Annotated in this window: 17 protein-coding genes; 6 read left to right on the forward strand and 11 right to left on the reverse strand. The window is 67.7% G+C overall.

The genetic code is table 11. From position 1 onward, the window contains the following. Positions 1–24 precede the first annotated feature (24 nt). Entirely contained in the window at positions 25–1,230 is a 1,206-nt protein-coding gene (locus EAX62_RS00640; RefSeq protein WP_121899763.1) for an MFS transporter, read from the forward strand. Between the two features lie 29 nt (positions 1,231–1,259). On the opposite strand, the gene EAX62_RS00645 is transcribed toward EAX62_RS00640, so the two are convergent. The 11 genes from EAX62_RS00645 to EAX62_RS00695 all read right to left on the reverse strand — a co-directional run bounded on the left by EAX62_RS00645 (position 1,260) and on the right by EAX62_RS00695 (position 15,823). After that, complete coding sequence (locus tag EAX62_RS00645) at positions 1,260–2,753, reverse strand: glycosyltransferase family 4 protein (protein WP_121899764.1); 1,494 nt, start codon at positions 2,751–2,753, stop codon at positions 1,260–1,262. Positions 2,754–2,756: 3 nt separating this feature from the next. Next, on the reverse strand, positions 2,757–4,049 hold the full coding sequence (locus EAX62_RS00650) for a nucleotide sugar dehydrogenase (protein ID WP_121899765.1): 1,293 nt from the start codon (positions 4,047–4,049) through the stop codon (positions 2,757–2,759). 103 nt (positions 4,050–4,152) lie between these two features. Then, positions 4,153–6,477, reverse strand: coding sequence for a PEP/pyruvate-binding domain-containing protein (locus tag EAX62_RS00655; protein WP_121899766.1), 2,325 nt, complete (start codon positions 6,475–6,477; stop codon positions 4,153–4,155). Positions 6,478–6,560: 83 nt separating this feature from the next. Next, a complete protein-coding gene (locus EAX62_RS00660; RefSeq protein WP_121899767.1) occupies positions 6,561–7,547 on the reverse strand; it encodes a Gfo/Idh/MocA family protein in 987 nt (328 codons plus the stop codon). A gap of 1 nt (position 7,548) precedes the next feature. Next, positions 7,549–8,637: a DegT/DnrJ/EryC1/StrS family aminotransferase gene (locus EAX62_RS00665; protein ID WP_121899768.1), complete on the reverse strand. Its 1,089-nt coding sequence runs from the start codon at positions 8,635–8,637 to the stop codon at positions 7,549–7,551. After that, on the reverse strand, positions 8,634–9,230 hold the full coding sequence (locus tag EAX62_RS00670; protein WP_121899769.1) for an acyltransferase: 597 nt from the start codon (positions 9,228–9,230) through the stop codon (positions 8,634–8,636). The genes EAX62_RS00665 and EAX62_RS00670 overlap by 4 nt, the downstream gene beginning before the upstream one ends. An 80-nt stretch (positions 9,231–9,310) precedes the next feature. Beyond that, entirely contained in the window at positions 9,311–10,369 is a 1,059-nt protein-coding gene (locus EAX62_RS00675; protein WP_121899770.1) for a glycosyltransferase, read from the reverse strand. Positions 10,370–10,404: 35 nt separating this feature from the next. After that, on the reverse strand, positions 10,405–11,274 hold the full coding sequence (locus tag EAX62_RS00680) for an ABC transporter ATP-binding protein (protein ID WP_233557750.1): 870 nt from the start codon (positions 11,272–11,274) through the stop codon (positions 10,405–10,407). Further along, positions 11,252–12,115 (reverse strand): ABC transporter permease, encoded by an 864-nt coding sequence (locus EAX62_RS00685; protein WP_121899771.1) that lies wholly within the window; start codon positions 12,113–12,115, stop codon positions 11,252–11,254. The genes EAX62_RS00680 and EAX62_RS00685 overlap by 23 nt, the downstream gene beginning before the upstream one ends. A 31-nt stretch (positions 12,116–12,146) precedes the next feature. After that, entirely contained in the window at positions 12,147–13,316 is a 1,170-nt protein-coding gene (locus EAX62_RS00690; RefSeq protein WP_121900918.1) for a glycosyltransferase, read from the reverse strand. Between the two features lie 11 nt (positions 13,317–13,327). Then, on the reverse strand, positions 13,328–15,823 hold the full coding sequence (locus EAX62_RS00695) for a glycosyltransferase family 4 protein (RefSeq protein WP_158600426.1): 2,496 nt from the start codon (positions 15,821–15,823) through the stop codon (positions 13,328–13,330). An 88-nt stretch (positions 15,824–15,911) separates the two neighbouring features. Here EAX62_RS00695 and argG point away from each other — a divergent pair, with 88 nt between their 5' ends. From argG to EAX62_RS00720, 5 genes are all read left to right on the forward strand, one after another. Next, on the forward strand, positions 15,912–17,345 hold the full coding sequence (gene argG, locus EAX62_RS00700; protein WP_199711048.1) for an argininosuccinate synthase: 1,434 nt from the start codon (positions 15,912–15,914) through the stop codon (positions 17,343–17,345). Between the two features lie 90 nt (positions 17,346–17,435). Beyond that, positions 17,436–17,822 (forward strand): hypothetical protein, encoded by a 387-nt coding sequence (locus tag EAX62_RS00705; RefSeq protein ID WP_147453956.1) that lies wholly within the window; start codon positions 17,436–17,438, stop codon positions 17,820–17,822. Then, entirely contained in the window at positions 17,819–19,006 is a 1,188-nt protein-coding gene (locus EAX62_RS00710; RefSeq protein WP_147453957.1) for a glycosyltransferase family 4 protein, read from the forward strand. The genes EAX62_RS00705 and EAX62_RS00710 overlap by 4 nt, the downstream gene beginning before the upstream one ends. Further along, positions 19,003–20,229: a hypothetical protein gene (locus EAX62_RS00715; protein ID WP_121899775.1), complete on the forward strand. Its 1,227-nt coding sequence runs from the start codon at positions 19,003–19,005 to the stop codon at positions 20,227–20,229. Before EAX62_RS00710 ends, EAX62_RS00715 begins: the two co-directional genes overlap by 4 nt. A 78-nt stretch (positions 20,230–20,307) precedes the next feature. Then, a complete protein-coding gene (locus tag EAX62_RS00720; RefSeq protein WP_121899776.1) occupies positions 20,308–22,713 on the forward strand; it encodes a D-glucuronyl C5-epimerase family protein in 2,406 nt (801 codons plus the stop codon). Positions 22,714–22,796 lie beyond the last annotated feature (83 nt).

Raw genomic sequence — 22,796 nt, forward strand, 5'->3', positions numbered from 1 at the left:
GTCCGCCCACAGGAGAGTTCATCCATGCCCGCCGTCGTGTCCCCTGAAGCTCGCCGCGCCCGATGGGGTGTCATCGCACTGTTCTGGCTCAACGGCGTGGCGTGGGCGTCGATCCTGCCCCGCTACCCCGAGATCAAGCAGGCGCTGGGGCTCTCGGACACCTTCTGGGGGGTATCGGTGGGAATCGGACCCATCGGCGGGCTGGTGGCCGGGTTGTTCACGGCCCGCCTCATGCGGCGCTTCAACTCGGCCGTCGTAGCCGTCGCATCCCTGGTGCTCTACATTGCCATGCTGAACGTCATCGGCAACGCACCGGTGGCGGCGGTGTTCGCCGTCGGGGTGTTCCTCATGGCAGCGTTCGACGCCCTCACCGACATCTCCATGAACGCCCACGGTCTTCGGGTGCAGAAGCTCTACGGCCGCTCCATCCTCAACAGCTTCCACGGCTGGTGGTCCATCGGGGCGGTGTGCGGAGGCTTCCTGGGATCGGCCGCGGCGCAGTGGCACGTGCCCATCTGGTTGCAGTGCCTCGTCGCCACCGTGGTGTTCGCGACGATGGCCCTGGCATCGAAGGCGTTGCTGCTGCGCACGCCCGACCACACTGAACTGGACGACGTCGCCGTCGAGGCCTCCCGCACCGCTCCTCGCCGCATTCCCAGCCCCATCCTGATCCGCCTCGTGGCGCTCGGCCTGCTGGGCGCCTCCGCAGGTCTCATCGAGGACACCGGCGCCACCTGGGGTGCCGTGTACATGGACCGCGCGTTCGTCGTGACACCCTTCCTGGCGGGGATGGCCTTCGTGGCGCTGCAGGGCGCGCAGATGGTGGGCAGGTTCACGGGTGACGCACTCGTCAACCGGCTCGGCAGCCGACCTGCTCTGATGCAGGGCGGAGCGATCGCGGCGCTCGGCATGGCTGCCGCCGTGGCGTTCCCGAGCCCCGCGGCCACCCTCATCGGCTTCGCCTGCGCCGGGTGGGGTGTGGCGACGGCAATACCGTCAGCCATGCATGCCGCCGACGAACTGCCCGGGATGCGGACGGGCAGCGGACTCACGATCGTGACGTGGATGATGCGGCTGGGCTTCTTCACCGGCCCCCCGCTCATTGGTCTGCTCGCCGACGCCACGGCCCTGCGCTGGGCGCTGCTCGTGGTCCCGGCCTGCGCACTGGTGATGCTCCTGCTGACCCCGGCCCTGAAACCGCTCCACTCGAAGCCCCACGGAAACGTGTAGGGAAGGAAGCACTGGCCCTCGTCGCCGGGCTACTCAGGAATCGCAGTGGCGGGGGTCACCTCGGTGGAGCCGAAGGGGCCGTCCTGCAGGTGGGGATGAAAGTTGGTGAGCTTCCCGAACTGCTCCAGCAGCCTGGGCTCGTTGCTCTGCCAGGAGAACTCCTGCGCCAACTGGTGAAGCCGTTCCTGCGGGATGGGATTCTGCAGCATCTCCATCATCTTCGCGGCCAGGTCCACGGGGTCGCCGGTCGTGAACACGTTGCCCATCTTGTGGGTGAGCACGAACTCCGCCATGGTCTTCGCGTCGGAGGACACCATGGGCAGCTCGGCGTGCAGGTATTCGAAAAGCTTGTTCGGCAGGGTGCGGTCGTGGTTGTCGGAGCCACCGGGCAGTGGGTGCACCGCCACGTCCGCGCCGTGCAGGTAGTAGCTGAGGTTGGCCTGGCTCACGGGACCGATGAAGTGGATCCGGTCGTTCACGCCGAGGTCGTCGATCATGGGCTGCAGCTTCGTCATCATGGGGTGCGGCAGCGGCATGGTGACGATCGCGAGGTGGACGTCGTCGGCCACGTGGGCCATGGCCTCGATGAGCGTCTCGATGCCGCGGGCCCAGCTCATGATCCCTGCATAGACCAGCAGCGGCGTACCCTCGGCGACACCTGCAGCCTCGCGGACGGTGATGTCGCCCTCCATGGGCTGGAACACCGACAGGTTCACGATGGTGTCCGGCAGCACGGGGAGCTTGTAGCGCTCCTGCAGCATGGTGGCGTGCGACGCCGTCACGGTCATGACGTAGTCGGCCTTCGGCATGAATGCGCGCTCGGTGCCCAGTAGTGCCTCGTGGGCGGAGCGTGCACCGATCTCCTTGTCCGGCAGGCCGGCGAAGTCCTCGCGCACGTCGTAGGACAGCTTGACGTCCTTGCCCTGCAGGCGCAGCGACGTGGCCGCCGCCCACGCGGCCGGCAGTGCCAGCGGGTTGTGGACGTGCAGGACGTCGGGGTCGAGTTCCACCAGCAGGTCGTGCAGCGTGTACACGACGTTGTGGGCGACGGGGAGGTTGCGGGGCAGATCGAGTGCTTCGAACGGGTCGTCGGACCCCTTGAGCCGTACCCGCGCCGCCTTGCCGGCGGTGATGGCCGTCTCCTTCAGCTGCATGCCGTGGACCAGCGCAAGCTTGGCCGTGGTCATCAGCCACTTGATGAGCGCCTTCACTGAGGCGGCGTTGGGGCCGGTGATCCGCTGACCGTACGCGCCGCGCTGGCGCTGCAACCGGCCGGCGCGCTCGTCGTTGCGGGACGGCGCCGGCGCCTCCGCACCGGTCGAGGGCCACTGCTGCAACGGGACGCGGATCACGCGGGTGTGGCCGCCCAGGAGGAACTCGCCGGACTCGCCGTCCTTCGGCTCCACGGAGATCACGATCGGCTCGAAGCCGCCGCGGTGCAGGGTGGTGGCGATCCGCTTGATGCGCGAGTCGAAGTCGACGGGGGCGTGGCGGAAGAGCACGACGCGAGGCTTGGATGTCACGGGTCAGATTCCCTTTCCCAGGGTGATGAGGGTGATGTCGCGGAAGTTGGCGGCGTCCAGCATGCGACGACCGTCGACGACCACCTGCACGCCCGGCAGGTCGTCGGCCGTCAGGTCGCGGTACTGGGCGTGGTCGGTGTGGACGATGACGACATCGGCGGGCTCACCCATGTGATGGGCGCGGAAGCCGAGGCGGCCGAGTTCGTCGTCGCTGAACAGGGGGTCGTGCACGGTCACATCAGCGCCCAGGGACGTCAGGGCGTCGACGACGGGGAAGACGCCGGACTTGGCCGACTCCTTGACCCCACCGCGGTAGGACGCCCCCAGCACGACCGCCTTGCGTCCGGCAAGCGACCCCATCGCCTTCTCCGCCAGTTCGACGGCGTAGGCGGGCATGGCCTCGTTGGCGAGTCGGGCGGTTTCGACGATGGAGGCGTCGGGATCCGTCCACAGGTACAGCCGCGGGTAGATGGGGATGCAGTGGCCGCCGACGGCGATGCCGGGGCGGTGGATGTGGCTGTAGGGCTGCGAGTTGGAGGCCTCGATGACCTGGAACACGTCGATGCCGTTGTCCCCGGCGAAGCGGGCGAACTGGTTGGCCAGGCCAATGTTGACGTCGCGGTACGTCGTCTCCGCCAGCTTCGCCATTTCGGCGGCCTCGGCGGAGCCGAGGTCCCACACGCCGTTGCCGCGCACCAGGTCCGGGCGCTCGTCGAACTGCAGAACCGCCTCGTAGAAGGCGGTGGCACGCTCGGCGCCGCCGGGCGAGACGGCGCCGATGAGCTTGGGGTACTTGCGCAGGTCCGCGAAGACGCGACCCGTGAGGACCCTCTCCGGGGAGAAGACGACGTGGAAGTCCTCGCCCTCCTTCAGGCCGGAGCCCTCCTCCAGCATGGGGGTCCAGCGGGTGCGGGTGGTGCCGACGGGCAGCGTGGTCTCGTAGCTGACGAGCGTGCCGGGCGTGAGCCCCTTGGCGATGGAGGCGGTGGCGGCGTCCATGGCCGCGAACTCGGGGGTGCCGTCGGCCTGGACGAACAGCGGGACCACGATGACGACGGCGTCGGACTCGGCGACGGCGGCGACGGTGTCGGTGGTCGCCCGCAGGCGACCCTCCGGCACCAGGACTGCCAACTTCTCGGCCAGGTGGGCCTCGCCGGGGAAGGGTTCGGTGCCGGCATTGACCAGGTCCACGATGGTGGTGTTGATGTCCGTGCCGATCACCTCGTGCCCCGAGTCTGCGAACTGGACGGCGAGCGGGAGGCCGATCTTGCCCAGCGCGACGACGGTGATCTTCAAGGGGAACTCCCACTCATTTTCAGGTACGTCTGGGGCCGCGGTGGCGCGGCACGCGATTGGTGAGTCTACCGTCTCCCCCGTCGCCGCCGGATGCCTGACCCGCTCAGCCGGGGTCGGGCGCCGGCATCACCTCGCCACGGTCCCCGTCCACGACGACGCACTGCCCGTCATGCAGGATCGTTGTGGCCGTGGCGGCACCCATGACGGCGGGGATGCCGTATTCCCGGGCGACGATCGCCGCGTGCGACGCCACCCCACCATGGTCGACGACGACCGCGGCGGCACGCTGGAACAGCGGCGTCCAGGACGGGTTGGTGGCCTCGCACACCAGCACCTCGCCCGACCGCAAGTCCCCGAACTGGTCGGGGCCGTCGATGACCCGCACCGCGCCGGTGGCACGTCCACCGCCACCGGCGGCACCGGTCACCAACGCGTCAGGGGATGCCCGACGGTGCGGATACAGCGTGCTCGAGGCGATCAGCGGGGTGGCTGCCAACACCGCCCAGGCCGCCCGGCGACGGGTGGCCGCCTCCCGCAGGGAGAAGGCGTCCGAGCCGGCCGTCGACACCCCCCTGGTGACCTCCTGCAGCGTGAGCATCCAGACGTCCTCGGCGTCGTCGAGACGGCCATCCCTGGCAAGACGACGACCCACCTCGTTGAGTGCGCTGCGCACCGCGGGGAAGGTCCTCGTGAGCTCGAAGTGCGTGTCCTCCCGGAAGGCCACTCCCCGGGCGGCGAGGCGCCCGAGCCCGCGGACCACACCCGACCGCCGGAGCAGAGACGTCGGCGCACTGGCCTTCTCGTCTGCGCCCCCCTGCTCCATCAGCACCCGGATCAGGCCCATCACGGTGGTGGGCGAGTCGACCCAGGCCGGGTCGTGCAGGAGCATGATGCTGGTGGTTTCCCGGTGACCGTAGGTGTCCAGGAAGCACTGGAAACGGCGCCACCAGTCGGCAGCTGCTGGCAACGATGACGCGCACGTCAGTGCCTCCCCCAACTCCCCCGCCTCGAGGAGTTTCCGCAGCTCCCCAATGGCGACGGCGTCAGCGGCGAGCCCTGCGAGCTCGTCGTTCGCGGCCCTGGTCATCGTGGGCACGTGGCCGATCAGCTCAGGGAGGACCTTCGTCCGACCCACCAGGACAAGCCGCAGACCAACCATCCCGACCAGTCCGCCCGGCAGACGCTCCACACGCAGCCGGGTCATGAGCTCCACCAGTGTCGAGGCCCTGCGGGGAACGTCCACGAGTTCCTCCAGCGACAGCATGCTGGGGTCAAGGCGGTCGAGTGCGGCTGCGCCGCTGCGGTACGCCCGGGTCAGCGGATCCTCCTGCCACGGGGCCGTGCTCCCGCGCAACCCACGCGCAACCGTCCGAGCGATCCGCAGCGGCACGACGGCCGTGGGGTGCGGCGATGGTGGCGCGAACTCCTGCACAATGGCGTCGCGAGCCGGCAGCATCTCACCCCAGGAGATCCGCACACCCACGAGTTGCTCCATCATTTCTGCAACGTGCGCCGCCACCGTCGGAAGAATCCATGCGGTGAGTTCCATGGGGTAGGGCCGTCGGGGGAGCATCTCGAGCAGGGTGGGCCCAATGAAACGCTGGAACCGGTTCAGCGCACGCGGAGGTGGCGGCAGCGCGGTCATGGCCCGGGACTGGAGGATCGAGAGGCGGCCCTCACGGATGGCCCACTCGATGTCCTGGGGAGCTCCGAAGTGCTCGGCGATCCGCCTGCCCACCGCTGCGATTTCCGGGATCTGGTCCTCCCGCAGCGACGGCACCGCCACCACCCGACGCTCCACGATGTGGTCCCTGTGGTCCACCAGGAAGTGGTCGGGAATCACCGTCCCCGAGACCACCGCCTCCCCCAGTCCGCGAGCCGCGTCGATCACGACGGTGTCCCGCGCGCCGGTGACCGGGTCGGCCGTGAACATCACGCCGGCCACGTCTGCAGGCACCATGGCCTGCACCACGACGGCCATGGCAACGGTGGCCGACTCGATACCGAGCCGGTCCCGGTAGGCGACAGCCCGCTCGGTGAACAGTGACGCCCAGCAGCCCAGCACCGCGGCCACCACGGCGTCCTCGCCCTCCACGTCCAGGAACGTGTCCTGCTGTCCTGCGAAAGCCGCCCCCGGCAGGTCCTCGGCCGTGGCGCTGGAGCGGACCGCGACGGCGCCGCCGCTCATCGAGCCGTAGGCCTGCCGGATGGCGGCATCAACACCGGACGGCAGCCCGGCCCCCCTCACGTCGTCGACGGAGCGGGCCGCCCCCACCGCGGTGCGGTATGCGTGCGTGGTGACGATGAAACCGTGCGGCACATCGAAGCCGGCATGGAGGAGTTCCCCCAGGTTGGCGCCCTTGCCCCCGGCGATCGCCAGGTCGTCTCGACGCACCTGGTCCAGACGCACGCAGAACTGCTCGTTCATCCACCCACGGTAGACCCGGGAGACTGCCCGGAGCATGGAAACGGGGCCGGCGAGGAGATCCCCGACGGCCCCGCTGTCAGGACCTACAGCGTGACGGTCTCGCCGGTGGTGGCGGACTCGATGACGGCTTCGGCCACACGGACGGTGTTGAGGCCCTGTTCCAGGGTCACGATGTCCGCGTCCTTGCCGAGGACGGCGTCGCGGAAGTTCTCGTGCTCACGCAGCAGGGGCTCCGGCTTGGGGAACGCGTAGCGCACCACGTCGCCCTCACTGACACCGCGGAAGTGCGCGATGTCGGACCATGTGCTCTTGACGGTCCCGTTGACGTAGTACGTCAGGTCCGCGGTCAGCGTGTCGGCCACGAACGTGCCGGTCTCACCGGTGATGATCGTGACGCGCTCCTTCAGCGGGGAGAGCCAGTTCACCAGGTGGTTCGCAACGATCCCGCCCTCGAGCCGGCCCGTGACCGAAATCAGGTCCTCGTACTGGCGCCCCGAGAGGTTGTTGGCGTTCGCCGCCACCTGCTCGTAGCGCGACTGCACCACCCACGCGGTCAGGTCAATGTCATGGGTGGCGAGGTCCTTGACCACACCCACATCCGCGATCCGGGCCGGGAACGGACCCTGCCGGCGGGTCGCGACCTGGATCACACGCCCCAGCTGACCCTCAGCGATCCGCCTGCGGGCCTGCTGCAACGCCGGGTTGTAGCGCTCGATGTGGCCCACAGCACCCACCAGGGACGCCTTCGCGAACGCGTCGACGAGCTGGTTCGAGCTCACCACATCCACCGCCAGCGGCTTCTCAATGATGGCATGCACCCCGGCCTCGGCCAGCTTCAAACCCACCTCCAGGTGCAGTGCCGTGGGCACCGCCACCATGCAGTAGTCCAGCTTCAACTCCAGCAGTTGCTCCACAGTGTCAAACACCGGGCGCCCACCAGCCACGTTGAACTTGTCGCCCCCGGGATCCATGATCCCCACCAGGTCGACACCCTCCAGGGACCCCAGCACGCGGGCGTGGTGACGCCCCATCATGCCGATCCCGATCAGACCAGCCCTCAGGTTTCCCATCTCAGGCACCTGCCTTCGCCAAAGCATTGACAGCGGCCACGACACGCTCCAGGTCAGCCCGGGACAGCGACGGGTGCACCGGCAACGACAGGCACTCCTTGGCGGCACGCTCGGTCTCCGGCAACTCCACCGGCGACTGGAACGGCTTGAGCCGGTGGTTCGGCACCGGGTAGAACATCCCCGAGCCCACCTGGTACTGCTCCTTCAACGCCGCAGAGAAACCATCACGGTCATCGGCCACCCGCACCGTGTACTGATGGAACACATGCACCGCACCCGGCAACGTCGGGGGCGTCACAACACCCTCCAGGTTCGCTGAGAGGAACGCCGCATTCTCCTGACGCTGCGTGGTCCAGGCACCCACCTTCGTGAGCTGCACCCGACCAATCGCGGCATGGATGTCCGTCATGCGGTTGTTCAACCCCACAACCTCGTTGTGGTACTGCTGCAACATCCCCTGGTTGCGGTACAGACGAAGGTTGCGCTCCACCACCTCAGTGGCGGCCGAGACCATCCCACCCTCACCGGAGGTCATGTTCTTCGTCGGGTACAGCGAGAACATCCCGAACTCACCAAACGCACCCACAGGGGTCCCGTTCAACGACGCACCATGCGCCTGCGCAGCATCCTCGAACAACATCAGGCCGTGCTTGTCAGCAATGGCCTGCAACTCCGCCATCTTCGCCGGATGACCATACAGGTGCACCGGCATGATCGCCTTCGTGCGCTCCGTGATGGAGGCCTCCACCGACGCCGGATCCAACGTGAAGTCATCCGCCGCAATATCGGCAAACACCGGGGTGGCGCCCGTCAGCGCCACCGAGTTCGCCGTCGCCGCGAACGTGAACGACGGAACGATGACCTCGTCACCAGCCGCGATGCCACACGCCAACAAACCCAGGTGCAAACCAGACGTACCCGAGTTCACAGCCACACACGCACGCCCGAGCTTGAAATGCTCCGAGAACTCCTCCTCGAACGCCTTGACCTCGGGACCCTGCGCGATCATGCCGGAACGCAGAACCCGATCAACGGCCTCACGCTCCTCGTCACCAATGATGGGCTTGGCCGGGGGGATGAAATCAGTCACTGAGAAACCTCCACGAGTGTTTCGTTGTCTTGCGTGTACAGGGAACCGGTCTGCGGGCACACCCACAGGCCGGGTTCTTCTCCGGGCTCCAGTGGGACGCCAGCGCGACCCACCCACCGGATACGACGCGCGGGGACACCGGCGACGAGGGCAAAATCAGGGACGTCCTTGGTGACGACGGCGCCGGCGGCCACCATGGCCCAACGGCCGATGGTGACGGGCGCGATGCAGACGGCGCGCGCGCCGATGGAGGACCCCATGCGGCAGGTGACGCCCACGGCGTCCCAGTCGTCGCCACCCTTGATGTTGCCGTCAGGATCGATGGCACGGGGGAAGTAGTCGTTGGTGAAGCAGGCGGCCGGACCGACGAAGACGCCGTCCTCCAGCACTGCTGGTTCGTACACGAGCGCGTAGTTCTGCACCTTGCAGTTGTCGCCCATCTGCACGCCGGTGCCGACGTAGGCGCCGCGTCCGATGATGCAGTTCCTGCCGAGCACAGCCTGTTCCCGCACCTGCGCCAGATGCCAGACCGATGAGCCCTCCCCGATGACCGCGTCAGGCGAGACGTCGGCACTGTCCTGGATGCGCACCATGCAGATCTTCCTTCCGTTGACCCCGCTCGCGAGCATACCGTCTGGGTTTCCGAGCGTCCGAACCGGGAGCAGTGTCCGTGTCAGCCGGCGCTGACCAACCCTGCAATGCGGCTGGCGGCCTCGTCGTAGGTGTTGCGGCGGGTGCGGGCCACCTCACCGGCCTCACGTGCCGCCGCCACGAGGTCGGCGCGCCACAGCGGGTCGGTGGCGTAGCGGCGCAGGACGCGGGCGGTCTCCTCGGGCGATTCGACGATGGCCCCGGCGCCCGTGCGGTGCAGCAGCTCCGCCACACGCGGCAGGGGGGTGGCGATGGTGGGCAGTCCGCAGGCGAGGTACTCATAGATCTTCGAGGGCATGGCCTCGGCGAAGGCAGGGGTGTTGGCCAGCATGCAGAACCCGATGTCGGCGCCCTCGGCAATCGCCCAGGACTGCTTGGGCTCCTGCCTTCCGTGGAAGCGGATCCGCGAGCAGTCGGGGTCCTGCAGCCGTGACTCCAGCCATTCGCGGTCGTCACCGGCGGCGGGACCGACGATGTCGAGTTCCCACGGCCGGTCATCACCGGCTGTCAGGGCGATGGCCTCCACCATGGTCTGCAGTCCGCGGGAGCGTCGGTTGTCGCCAATGTAGACGGCCCGCCACGCTCCGTCGTCGACGTGGGTGGCCATCTCAGGCAGCAGGGTGAAGTCGGGTTCGTTGCGCATGACGTAGCGAAGCGGGGCTCGCCGGGGCGGGACGTGCTCGTCGGCCACCAGCACCAGGTCGGCGTGACGCGTGGCCCAGGTCAGTCCACTGACTGCGCTCTGCAGCAACATCAGGAGGGGTTTCGGCACCCAGGACCGGTCCTTGAGCAGGGCACGGTAGTCCTCGTGGACGTCGGCCACCCACGTCATGCGCCGTGCCTTGCTGGCGAGCCAGGCGCTGGGGGTGGGGTCGGGGTCGATGGTCACGAGAACGTCGGCCCTGGCCTGCCACGGCCAGAGCAGTGCGCGCAGCCCGCGGCGCAACTTTCCCACGGGGGCTTCGGCCACCACCTCGCACTCCCTGGGCCCCAGCGCCGCATCGCCCAGTCCACGAATGGAGACGTCGAAACCGGCCCGTCGCAGCGCCGCCGACGTCCTGTGCAGTCGGGCGTCCGCCACATCGTGACCTGTCGTGACGATGGCCAGCCGGGGGTTCAGAAGTCCTCCATGATGATCTTGTCGTCGCCCACCTTGAGGAATTCGAGGTAGGCGTTGCACATTTCCTTGGGGTTGCCGCGCTTGATGAGCCGGCCCTTGTGGAGCCAGATCACCTCGTCGGAGAGGTCCTGGATGGTTTGCAGTGCATGGGAGACGAGCAGCATGGTGCCGGCGGCGTCGATGAGGGACGCCATCTTCTGGGCCGCCCGCTCCTTGAACTGGGCATCGCCGGCGCTGAGCGCCTCGTCGATGATGAGGATGTCGGGCTCCATGTGGACGGCCACGGAGAACGCCAGCCGGGAGAACATGCCCGAGGAGTACGTGCGCATCGGCATGTCGATGAAGTCTCCGAGGTCGGCGAAATCCGCGATCTCCTCGAAGCGTTCCTTCACGCCGGCGCGAGTCAGCCCCGCGGCCATACCGCCCAGCAGCACGTTCTCACGGCCAGTCAACGCCGTGTTGAAGCCGACGCCCAGCGCCAGCAGCGTGCTGACCTTGCCGCGGATCTCGATGCGTCCCTCGGTGGGGGGCAGGATCCCGGCGACGGCACGCATCAGCGTCGACTTGCCGGCGCCGTTGGCGCCGATGATGCCGGTGCACTGGCCCTTGGGCACGTCGAAGGAGACACCCCGGAGTGCCTTGACCTCGCGGTAGTTGACCTGCTGACCCCTGGCTCCCTTGACGAGGAAGTTCTTCAGCGTGTTCTTGCGCTCCAGGTTGACCCTGTAGGTGATGTGCAGGTCGTCGATGACGACGGCGGAGCCGCCGTGCTCGGTGGGACGTGCCACGGAGTCGTCGGCGACGGGTTCGGCCGCGCCGGGGTCGCGTTCCAGCGAATGGTTGTCAGAGGCGGACAGCGAAATCACGCTCCCTCGAGATGAAGTAGAGAAGGCCACCGAAGAACAGAAGGACTGCCCAGGCGACCGCGATGGCCACGTAGTGCCACGGCACGTGGTGGCCGGCCAGCGCGTCCGACCACATGCCCAGCGGCCCGAACAACGGGTTGACGAACTGGGCGAACTTTCCCAACGGGTGGTTGCCGAATTTCGTGACGAATTCCTCGGCTGAGTAGAGCACCGGCGAGAGGTACAGCCACACCCGGATGAAGTAGGGCAGGAACTGGGCGGTGTCGCGGAAGTACACGTGCCACGTCGCCACGATGGCGCCGATACCGGAGGAGATCATGCTGGCCAGCACCACCACCACGGGCAGCCACAGCAAGCTCAGGGTCCACGGCTTGCGGAAGATGACGTGAATGACGAGGTAGACCAGCATCGTCGGCGCGAAGCGGCGCAGCGACAGGTACAGGTTGGACATGATCAGCAACGACTTGGGGAAGTTCATGTTGAGGATCAGGCTGCCGGCGTTGGTCACCGACGTGGCGCACGATGTGATGACGCCCGAGATGAAGAAGAAGAGGAACAAGCCGGAGGTGATCTGCGCGAAGTCGGCGGTCTTGGACCCGGAGATGATGAAGATCAACAGGTAGTAGACGCCGGCCAGCATCAGCGGGTTCAACACCAGCCACAATTGGCCCAGCACCGTGTTGGTATTGCTGGCGCGCATGTTGGTGTCGGAGAGCTCCTTGGCGAAGTCGCGACGCTTCCAGAGCTCCGTGAAGTACTCCCTGAGGTCCGGGAGACCTGCCTTGTGGGGGGTGTAGACACGCACGTTGGACATGTCTGCAGACTGCTTGCTCACAGCCATGCGTCCCCCTGACCATGATCGTGGAACCGCATCACGGCAACTCCTTCTGCTCTTTCTCGCCCAGCTGCGTGTAGATCGCCAGGAGGCGATCCGCGTCCGTTTCCCAGCTGAGCTCCGGGCGCGCTCGCCCGACATTACTCACCAGTGTCGGGTATTGCTCCACCGCATCACGAATTGCGGCCACCAGCGACTGCGCGTCGCCCGGCTTGTACAGGGTGCCCAGATCGTGTGTGCGCACCATCCGGGCCAGCTCCCCCACCTCCGTGGCCACCACGGGGACCCCGAGGCTGACGGCGTGGAACAGCTTGTTGGGCATGGCCAGCCGGTGGTTCTCCCACTTGTCGGAGTGCGTCACCAGGGAGAGGCCAGCGGCCTGGATGAGGTCGGAGGCGCCGTCCAGGGGCAGTGCGGGCCTCACGTCGAGACGCCCCCTGTCGAAGGAGGTGAGCCAGGTGTCGTCGGAGGGGCCGACGACGGTGATGGGCAACTCGACCTGCCGGCTGGCGGCGGAAATGGTCTCCAGCTCACGGAACGCCGCGACGCGTCCCGCGTACACCAGCCCGGCGGGGGCGGGGAGCGGGGCGGGCAGCTCCGGCAGCAGCGGGAAGGTGTTGTGCACGACGGAGACGTTGTCCCAGCCGTACTGGCGGCCCAAGGCGGCCGCGACGCCGTCCCCGACGGTGATGACCGCGGCCGCCTGGCCGCCGAGCTCCGCCTCGAGGCGTCGTTCCCGGCGGTCCGCGAGCGGGGTGGGACGGTACTCACGCGGCAGACCCGTCCACAGTTCGTGGGAGTCGTAGACCAGCGGTGCCCCGTGCTCGCGGGCGAGCCGGGCGCCAGCAGCCAGCGCGGTGAAGTCGTGGGCGTGGACCACGTCGAAGTCGCGGTCCTTGGCGTCGAGGTAGGCGCCCTCTGCCCACCGGCCGAACGAGCTGCGGCGGTGCTGCGGAAGCAACGTCCATCGCGCCAGCCGCATCGGGGCCGACAGCGTCCGCCCTTTCAGGGACGGCTGGCCCTCCGCCCGGAACACCGACGAGGTCCCGACGGTGGAGACGGTGATCCCGTCCACATCCTGGAAACCCTCGGGCACCGAACGACCGACGATGTGCACGCTGTGGCCGGCACCCACGAGGGTGCGCGCCTCCCGCAGGACTCGGGTGTCGGTGGCCACCGTGGTGGCCACGAGCATCAGGATTCTCATGCGCGGGACCGTCACAGCCCCATGAACTCGGCGAGCACCTGGGCGCTGGCGCGCCCGTCGTGCCAACGCACGGCGTACTCGCGGCCGGCACGGGACAACGCCGCGACCGTCTCCCTGTTCTCCAGGACCGCCTCGAGCACCTCCCGGAGGTTGTGCCAGGACGCCTCGACGATGGGGACGTTGCCGTCGATGCGTGCACGGACCCGGTCGGCGACGTGGCCGATGACCACCTTGCCGCCGGACATGGCCTCGACGGCGGTGATCCCGTAGTCACCAAGGCGTAGCTGGTCGATGACGATGTCGCAGGCCATCATGCGCTCGCGCATCTGCTCACGGGTCAGGCCCTCTTCCCGTACGTAGCGGATGCGGCCCTCGGCCTGCAGCTTCTGGCAGATGAGGTCGACGTCGTCGGAGCCCTTCATGGAGCCGCGCGACGGGACGTGGAACACCTTCGGTGCGCCATCACCGGCCAACGGCTCGATGTCGCTGGACCACGCGTCGGTGTCCACGACGATGGGCAGCCAGGTGGCCTCGGGCAGGTAGTCCAGCAGGTCGTTGGTGGTCACGAACACCGGTCCCTCGAAGGCCAGGACATGGGGCATGATGGCCTCCACCTGGGACTGCAGCGTGGCCGTCAGTTCGTCATCAGGGTCAGCGAACGGCGAGTCGGGCTCCTGCGCGGCATGGAGCCGGGGGTTGCGGATGTCCGAGCCGTGGAACACCAGGCCCTGCCGGATGCCGGCCTCCTTGAACCAGGCCGCCTCGTCGTGGAAGAACTTGCCGAACTTTGCCCCCACCATGGCGCGGGCGCTCTCGGTGAGGACGTGCGTGACGCGGTTCTCCAGCTTGCGCACCAACTGGCGCTGCCAGGCGGGCGAGACCCACTGCTGGTAGGTGACGCTCTGGTCGACGGGGAACGTGAATGCCTGGTCGCGGACCAGCCACACGGACTCGGCGATGGCCTCCGGGTGTTCCCGCATGAGCGAGGTGGACCACATCCGCGGCTGACCGCCGGTGTTGGCGCACCCCACGCGCAGCCACGGACGGGGCTCGAAGATCTCCGAGTCCGCCAGCGAGGCCCGCTGCGACAGCATGTCACGGCGGATGGCGCTCAGCTGGTCACCCAGGGCGCTGGGACGCAGCCCCTCCTTCGCACGGGCGGCGGTGACGTCGAGGCACACCTCCTGCACAGTGGGCAGGAACCGCTCGAAGCTGTGCTCCTCGACGAGTTCGTCGGTGATCCTGGCGCGGTAGTCGTCGAGGTTGGCCAGCAGTGTGGTGGTGGCCTCGGCGATGGAATCCGGGTTGGAGTGCTCGAACACCTCACCGATGCCAAGCGTGGTGATGCGCTCGCTGAGCCAGTCCATGTTGGACGTCAGGATCGGCAGCCGCGCCTGGACGGACTCGTAGTACTTGTTGGGGGCCGCCCAGTTGTGGTTGCCCACGGGCAGGAACGGGAAGATGGCCGCCGTGGCCGAGGCCAGGTACTCGGCCACCTCATGGGTGGGGGCGAACGGGACGAAGTGCACGCGGTCGCGCACGCCGTGCTTCTCGGCAAGCTCCTCCAACTCCAGCACGTAGCTGCTGCCGCGCCTCGCCCCGATGGCCAGGTGGACGCCCGCCAGCTTCGCCAGCGCTTCGACGACGTCGTGGACGCCGCGGTGGTACGACAGGCCCCCCGCGTAGACCAGGAGCGGTGCATCGGCGTCGATGCGCAGGAAGTCGCGGATGGTCATGGGGTGCTCGACGGGGGGAAGCCCGTTGATGGGAGCGTTCGGGACGAGTTGCGGGGTGACGGGAAGGTTGTACTTCTCCGCCAGGAAGTCGGCGATGGGTTCGCACACCGTGACGGTGGCGTCGCAGCTGCCAATGTATTCGGCCTCCAACGCCGGGAACCCCTCGGTGACGTTGGGGTCCTCGCTGGCGAGGCCGTAGACGTACTCGCGGGCGTCGTACACGACGCCGGTCCGGTGACCCTGCGCCCGGAAGTGGGCGGCCACCTCGGTGGCCAGCGGCAGTAGGTGGACGTCGGTGACGATGACGTCGGGCTGCAACTCGATGAGGGTCGGCTTCATGGCCCGGGTCATGACGGGCACCTGCGGCAGCGCCTCCTCCCAGAACTTCAGGTCCGGCTTGGGCTCCGGGGGCGGCGGCAACACCTTGTCCTTCAGATGGCGCGCCTTCTCCGCGACGACACCTGTCACCTCGTCGATCCGCGCAACACCCTTGAGCACCTGCTGTGGGGGGCGGCGGTGAGCAGTGACGTGGAACGCCTTGCGGACTCCGCGGTACACGAGCGACAACGGCTTCTTGGCCGGCACAGGAGCAGAGGGGGTGCACAGCACGTACGGCATCCCGGCGATCATGCCCCGGGGAGGGATCCCCCCTCCGAAACCCACCATGGTGACCTTGTACCCGGCAGCCAGCAGGGCCAGGCCGTTGCGGTGCGCGCGCGCGTCGATCTCGATGTTGTTGGGAAGGGCGATGACGGCATGCGGTTGCTGCATGTCTCTCCTCATGGGGGACGGGGCGATCCTCAGGTGACCAGTTCCATACTGTAGCGGCCGTGGAGCCGGGCCGAGCCGAGCCACTACAGTGGTCGCCGTGTCCAAAGTCCTGATTTCCCTTCCCGTCGGCGAGCGCGTCGGCATCGCCTTTTCAGGCGGCCTCGATACGTCCGTGGCTGTGGCCTGGATGCGCGAGAACGGCGCCATCCCGTGCACCTACACCGCCGACATCGGGCAGTACGACGAGCCCGACATCGACTCGGTGCCGAGCCGCGCCGACATCTACGGCGCCGAACTGTCGCGCCTGGTGGACTGCCGCGAGGCGCTCGTGGAGGAGGGGCTCTCCGCCCTGGCCTGCGGCGCGTTCCACATCCGCAGCGCCGGTCGGGCGTACTTCAACACCACCCCCATCGGCCGCGCCGTGACGGGCACCATGCTGGTGCGCGCCATGTCCGCCGACAACGTCTCCATCTGGGGCGACGGCTCCACCTACAAGGGCAACGACATCGAGCGGTTCTACCGCTACGGCCTCATGGCCAACCCGTCCCTGCGCATCTACAAGCCGTGGCTCGACGAGGCGTTCGTGTCGCTGTTGGGCGGCCGCACGGGGATGAGTGAGTGGCTTGCCGCCCGGGACCTGCCGTACCGCGATTCAGTGGAGAAGGCCTACTCCACAGACGCCAACATCTGGGGTGCCACCCACGAGGCCAAGACCCTCGAGAGCCTCGCCGTGTCCCTGGAGACCGTGGAGCCCATCATGGGCGTCAAGTACTGGGACCCGGCCGTCGACATCGACACCGAGGACGTCAGCATCTCCTTCGAGTTGGGACGCCCCGTGGCCATCAACGGCCAGCGCTTCGACTCCGCCGTGGACCTCGTCCTGGAGGCCAACGCCATCGGCGGGCGCCATGGGCTGGGCATGAGCGACCAGATCGAGAACCGGGTCATCGAGGCCAAGTCCCGCGGCATCTACGAAGCCCCCGGCATGGCCCTTCTGTGGATCGCCTACGAGCGCCTGCTGGCTGCCATCCACAACGAGGACACCCTCTCCAACTACCACTCCCATGGCCGGAAACTGGGTCGGCTGCTGTACGAGGGACGCTGGCTGGACCCCCAGTCGCTGATGCTGCGTGAATCCATCCAGCGCTGGGTGGCCTCGGCCGTCACGGGAGAGGTGGACCTGCGGCTTCGTCGCGGCGAGGACTACACGATCCTCGACACGCGCGGACCGAACTTCTCCTACCAGGCGGACAAGCTGTCCATGGAGCGGGTGGAGGACTCCGCGTTCGGCCCCACCGACCGCATCGGCCAGCTCACCATGCGCAACCTCGACATCGCCGATTCCCGCGACAAGCTGGAGCTCTACGCCATTCAGGGCACCCTCACGGGGAAGGCCGCCGAGCTGATCGGTGAGCTGACCCCCGGCGGTGCCCACGAAATCGCCGAGATCGGTGCCGTCACCGCGGACGACGACGTCGACTCCGCCGGCCTGCGCTCAGCCATGGACACCGGCACCGACTGAGTCGCGGCAGTACGTGACACCGACGCGCCGCCCCGGGATGGTTCTGCCACTCCCGGGACGGCGTTGCTGCTTCGTGGATAGGCTCGACGGGTGGACCCAGTGACGCAATCCGACCAGACACCCCACCTCCATGAGGTGGCCCTTGCCGAACTTGACGTGGCGAACCGCCACCTTTCAGACGCAGGCCGCACCATCGACGAACTTCGCTCCGACGTACTCGCCCTCGCCTCCCGCGTTGACGCCGCCCGGGCGGAGGCCGAGGCCTTCCGCCACGAACTCGGGCGGGAGCACTCGGGCACCGCCGCCCTGCGGGGACAGGTGGACATCGCTGCTGTGGAACGAGAGGAACTCCAGCAGAGGATCGCCGGGCTCGAGGCCCACGTCGCCCGGCTGAAGAAGCAACTGGAGCGGCCCGGCCGTCTCATGGTGAAGAAGGCCCTGCGCCGCGGGCAGTACGCGAAGCCGGAGATCTCGTGACGGGCACCGTCGCCCCCAGAGATACCGTGCTGGATGTGTTACGGGAGCGGCACGACTTCGTTCTCGTTGCCGTCACCTACCCGCACCGCTGGCGCACGGGGTCCGAATATGTCCGCAGCCGCGCCGACGCCTATGCGGCGGCCGGACTGCGTGGTGTCGTGGTGGACTACTCACCGCTCAACGTCGCCGAACCCCACATGGAATCCGACACCACCCCCGTGGCCGTGATCCGGCCCACCGACCTGCCCGCAGCGCTGGAGGCCATCGCCGCGGCCGGCTCCCCCGTCCTGGCCCACTCCCCCACGCCCCAGGCCCTCGACGAGTTGCACGCCCGCATCCCCGGGGAGCGCCTGGCCGTGTGGTTCCACGGCTACGAGGTGCGCGACTACCGGCGCCTGCAGTGCAACACCACCACCGAGGAACTGTTCGCCATCCGCCACATCCGCGACGCCCAGAACCGCGACCGGTTCCGCGCGGCCGCGCCAGTCTTCAGCGACCCTGCCGTCACGAAAGTGTTCGTCTCCGACATCCAGAGGCAGTACTCGGAGTTCGACGTGGGCGTCGCGGCCACCCATGTGGAGATCATCCCCAACCACATTGACGAGGACACCTACCGGGCGCGGGAACGCCGACCCGATGAGGCCCGCAGGATCCTGCTGATGCGTGGCTTCGCGCAACTCAACTACGCCAACGACGTGGCCCTGCGGGCACTGGAGATCTGCTCCCGCCGCGACGGCTTCGGCGAACTGGACATCACGGTGCGCGGCTACGGGCAGCACTTCGGGAGCGAGGTGAAGGGGGTCCGGACGTTCGACAACGTCACCGTCGAGGAGGGTTTCTCCAGCCCCGCCCAGATGGCAGCGCTGCACGACGCACACGGGGTGTTCCTGTGCCCCACGCGCTACGACACGCAGGGGGTCATGCTGGGTGAGGCCATGGCCAGCGGCATGGTGACCATCACCAACCCCGTGGCCGCCATCCCGGAGTTCACCGACGACACGTGCAGCCTGCTACCCCGCGGCAACGACCCCTGGGCGTTCGCCGACTCCCTGTGGGAACTCGTCCAGGACCCGGGACGGATGCCGGCCCTGTCCCGCAATGCCGCCGCCCGGGTGCGCCGGCAGTGCGGCACCACCGCCACCATTGACCGTGAGATCGAGCTGATCCGGGGGCTGACGCCATGACCTTCCACACACCCGTGGTCTTCACCGACGACGGCGCCGTGGCCGCCGCCTCCCGATCCCGGGGTTGGCCCGTGGTCAGCCGTGACGGTGCCAACCTGCGGCTCACTGGTGTCCAGCAGAGCGTCCCCGTGCCGGAGGAGGCCATGCGCATCGAGGCCGGGTCCCTGACGGGACCCCACGTCGCTGGCTGGAAGCTTGTCCTGGACTGGCTCGAGAAGCATCTGCATCGCCCCCTCCTGGTGGTGGAGCCAAACGGCTGGGTGCAGGACCTGGCCCTCTGGTCGGCGTCCTCCCGCGGTTGGCCCATGGCGTCATGGGTGCACGGGGATGCGCCCGTCGTCGCGGCCGCCGGGGCGGTGGCACTCGTCGCCTCCGGCCAGGGCGTGCTGTTCCTCGACGATGACACCCGGTCGCGCTTCACCGCCGGTTGGCGCTCGACGATCACGGAACTCCCCTCCACCCCGCTCATCGACGTGCCGCGTCCCGGCGCGCCCACACCCTCGTCGCGCAGAGAGGGCGTCACACGCGTGCTTGTGGTGGCCTACTACGCCGGGGACAGCCCCACCGTCGGCGCCCAGCGGCCCACCTACTGGTTCGAGGAGTTGGAACGCCTGTCCGGCGGCGACATCACCGTCGACCTCGCCACCGCTGCGCCGTGGGATGCGGCGCACGGCCGGGTGCACCACGTACCCGACCTCGGGCCGGCCACCCTTGCCCCTGGCCGGGGCCCCATCGACACCTGGGCCACGGTCGCGTTCACACACGCCGCTGACAGGGCCTACGCCCCCACCCGCCACGTGGGCGGGTACTGGCACGTGGCGCTGGAGCGCTGGTTCGCGGCGCGCGACGACCACTTCGACGTCGTCATCATCACGGGCGAGGATTTCGAGTACTTCGGGTTCGCGGCGTGGGCTCAGAACCACTGGTATGCCCGCACCGTTGTGGACTACGGCGCGCCTGCAGAGTTGGTCCGTCGACGCTCATTCCCGGGGGCCGCGGGTGTGCAGGCTGCGGATGAGGAACGGGGCTGGAACATGGCCGCGGACCTCACGACAGCCCCCGATGCAGCCACCCTGGCGCTGGTGGAGCGCAGCGGACCTCAAGCGGTCCTTGAGGTGATCCCCGACCATCGGGATGGAGACAAACCCCAAGCCACACGACATTTGGTGGCCGTGATCCGCGAGCTGGGTCGCTCTGCACACAGGCCTGCCACAGATTCTTAGAAAATACTGAGGGATGAGTTAGGGTGAAATCGCCTACAGGCCCAACCGGGCACCCAACTCATCTCTGACGTGGTGGTTATGTCTTCCGTTCGAACACATCGGCGAATCCTTCCTCTACTGGTTGCCGTCCTCCTCGGCTGCATCGGGGCGGTGGTGCAACTCCCGCAGACCGCGGCAGCAGAGGACCATCCCTACACGACGCCGGGGCAACGCGAGTACAACGGCAGGCTGTGGAACACCACGTGCGAGGACTACTCCTCCACGGCGAAGCGCTGCCGTGCAGAGATTTGGGCAACCCAGGTGAAGGTGATCGACGGTACATACCAGTTCGTCAACGGGTTCGCCTTCAACAACCTCACCTACCTCCCGTCCAACAGGGAGAACTGGAAGAACAACCCGCTCGGCAAGGACGGCCAGTTCATCCAGGACGGACGCATGTGGCAGACCGAATGCGACACCGCCTGGACCGGCAAGAACGGCTGTCGCTCCTTCATCTTCGCCAGCGTGATCGAACCCACGAAGACAGCGACCGGCTGGACGTTCAAGAAGGTCGACAAGTGGCTGTTCAACAACGTGGTGCAGTTCACCCCCGTCGTCTCGACGCCGCCGCCGGCGGGGCCCAAGAATCCCTGCAACATTGATCCGCCGGCAGGGTGGACATTCACGTCGGAGGGTCGCCCCCACCTCATCAAGCCCGGCTATGAACCGGCCGACCACTACAACCCCATCTCCCTGGCCAACTTCACCAAGCTGGCGTTGAGGATGGATCCCACGAAGGTGAAGGAGGCCGACCGCCTCTGCTTCGCCCTGCTGGGGGCCAACGAACTCCTGAAGAAGGATGAGACGCGCACCTACGAGGGCAGGGAAAGCCTGTGGTTCCCCTACCCCTTCGGCTTCTCCGCCAACCCGGCCGTGGACGACCTCCCCGCCGGCTGGAACTCCGGCCTGGGTCAGGCCGGCGCCATGACGGCCATGTTGGAGTTGTCGAAATTCGTGGGCGAACTCGACAAGCCGGTGGCAGAGCGGACGTGGGAGAACGTCGCCAGGAAGATCTACAACTCCTACCTCATCCCCCTCGACAAGGGCGGCTTCACCAACCGCGAGAACGGCTTCCTGTGGTTCGAGGAGTACCCCACCACCCCCGATCCCACCGTCGTCAACAACGGCCACCATCAAAACGTGCTGGCCCTGTACAGCTACTGGCTGCGGACGAAGGACCCCGAGGCGTTGGCTCTCTTCGATGAAGCTGTTGCGGACATGGGCCCCCAGACCATCAAGTCGGAAGTGCCCCTGGAGGGCGGCACCATGTCGTCCTACGACCTGATGCGCGGCTACCAGGCCACCCCCCTGCGGGCCGTGTCCCTGGGCAACGCAAAGATCACCCAGACGCTGCTCAACGGGCAGCCCCTGACCGCCTATCCGGACAACAAACCACGCTATGACAAGGCCACGAAGGCCGCCACACTGCCCCTCGGCAGCCCCAGCGGCAGCGCACCGGAAATGGTCGCGAACCCCCACATGAACGCCGTGGTGAACAAGGTCCCAGCAGGTTGGCGTGCCGTCAATGGCAACGTCGCAGGCCTGCGCGGCCCTGACAGCCTCGGCATGATAGGCGTCCACCCCAACGGATCGTCCTGGGCGGGTCTCGAGCAGATCATCCCCGCGTCGTCGTGGACCACCAAGGCATCGCCCGGTTCCCGTCTCTCGATGGCCATGAACTCACGCTTGGAGATCACGGCAGGCGCCTCGGGCACGGGAGGCAAGGTCTCCATCTACTCCGTGTGCCCGGCACCCGGCAACAAGACCACCACCACCCTCATTCTTGAGAACCCGAAGAACCGCTCCCAGAATCGCGTGTCGTGGTCCACCGCCGATTTCACTGCCCCGGCAGCCAACTGCGACATCAAGATCCAGCTGCTCACCTACAGCTACGGCGTCGACAACACCACCGCCTGGTATGACGACGTCACCCTCAGCGCTGCCGACCCGTTGGGCCCCAACGTTGCACCCGCCTACGACCTGCTGGTGCACAGGACGCCCACCAACACCCTCACCGTCAAGGGCACAGGGAAGGTGGCCGTCCAGGGGTACTACGGAGGCCGCTGGCTGACCTTCGCGGAAGGCACGCTGACCTCTGCCGGACTCAACGTGAAGGTTCCCGAGCGCTACACGGGGCGCAACATCAACTACAACTACCACGACGGGCACATCTCCGAACTGCAGCTCATCGCCTGCTACTCGGGGGAGAAGTCCCTGGATCAGATTGCGAAGCGCTGGAGTGCGATGGCCACCAAGCCCTACAGGGACTTCTCGAACAACTCCTCGTGCAGGGAGATCCCGCGCGTCCTGGATGTCGGCGGCAATCCCGTGTTCGTCGAGGCGGAGCCCGCCCCCATGTCGGAAGTCCCCACGGTCGTGCCGACCACCATGGCCCTCCCCGAGGACGCCTCGCCGGCATCATCCGACGGGTCCGAGGACGAGTGATGAACGCTTGACCAGTGGTTGAGAGCTGAGAACGCCGATCCCCGACACCGATGTGTCGGGGATCGTGCTTTTCCGTCGACGCC

This window comes from Tessaracoccus antarcticus (assembly GCF_003688855.1).
Classification (GTDB): Bacteria; Actinomycetota; Actinomycetes; order Propionibacteriales; family Propionibacteriaceae; genus Arachnia; species Arachnia antarctica.

Bases quoted from the DNA above. Each gene is read 5' to 3' on its own strand.
- EAX62_RS00640 (WP_121899763.1), top strand. From the start codon at position 25: ATGCCCGCCGTCGTGTCCCCTGAAGCTCGCCGCGCCCGATGGGGTGTC.
- EAX62_RS00655 (WP_121899766.1), bottom strand. From the start codon at position 6,477: ATGAACGAGCAGTTCTGCGTGCGTCTGGACCAGGTGCGTCGAGACGAC.
- EAX62_RS00660 (WP_121899767.1), bottom strand. From the start codon at position 7,547: ATGGGAAACCTGAGGGCTGGTCTGATCGGGATCGGCATGATGGGGCGT.
- EAX62_RS00670 (WP_121899769.1), bottom strand. From the start codon at position 9,230: ATGGTGCGCATCCAGGACAGTGCCGACGTCTCGCCTGACGCGGTCATC.
- EAX62_RS00685 (WP_121899771.1), bottom strand. From the start codon at position 12,115: ATGGCTGTGAGCAAGCAGTCTGCAGACATGTCCAACGTGCGTGTCTAC.
- EAX62_RS00690 (WP_121900918.1), bottom strand. From the start codon at position 13,316: ATGAGAATCCTGATGCTCGTGGCCACCACGGTGGCCACCGACACCCGA.
- EAX62_RS00695 (WP_158600426.1), bottom strand. From the start codon at position 15,823: ATGCAGCAACCGCATGCCGTCATCGCCCTTCCCAACAACATCGAGATC.
- EAX62_RS00715 (WP_121899775.1), top strand. From the start codon at position 19,003: ATGACCTTCCACACACCCGTGGTCTTCACCGACGACGGCGCCGTGGCC.
- EAX62_RS00720 (WP_121899776.1), top strand. From the start codon at position 20,308: ATGTCTTCCGTTCGAACACATCGGCGAATCCTTCCTCTACTGGTTGCC.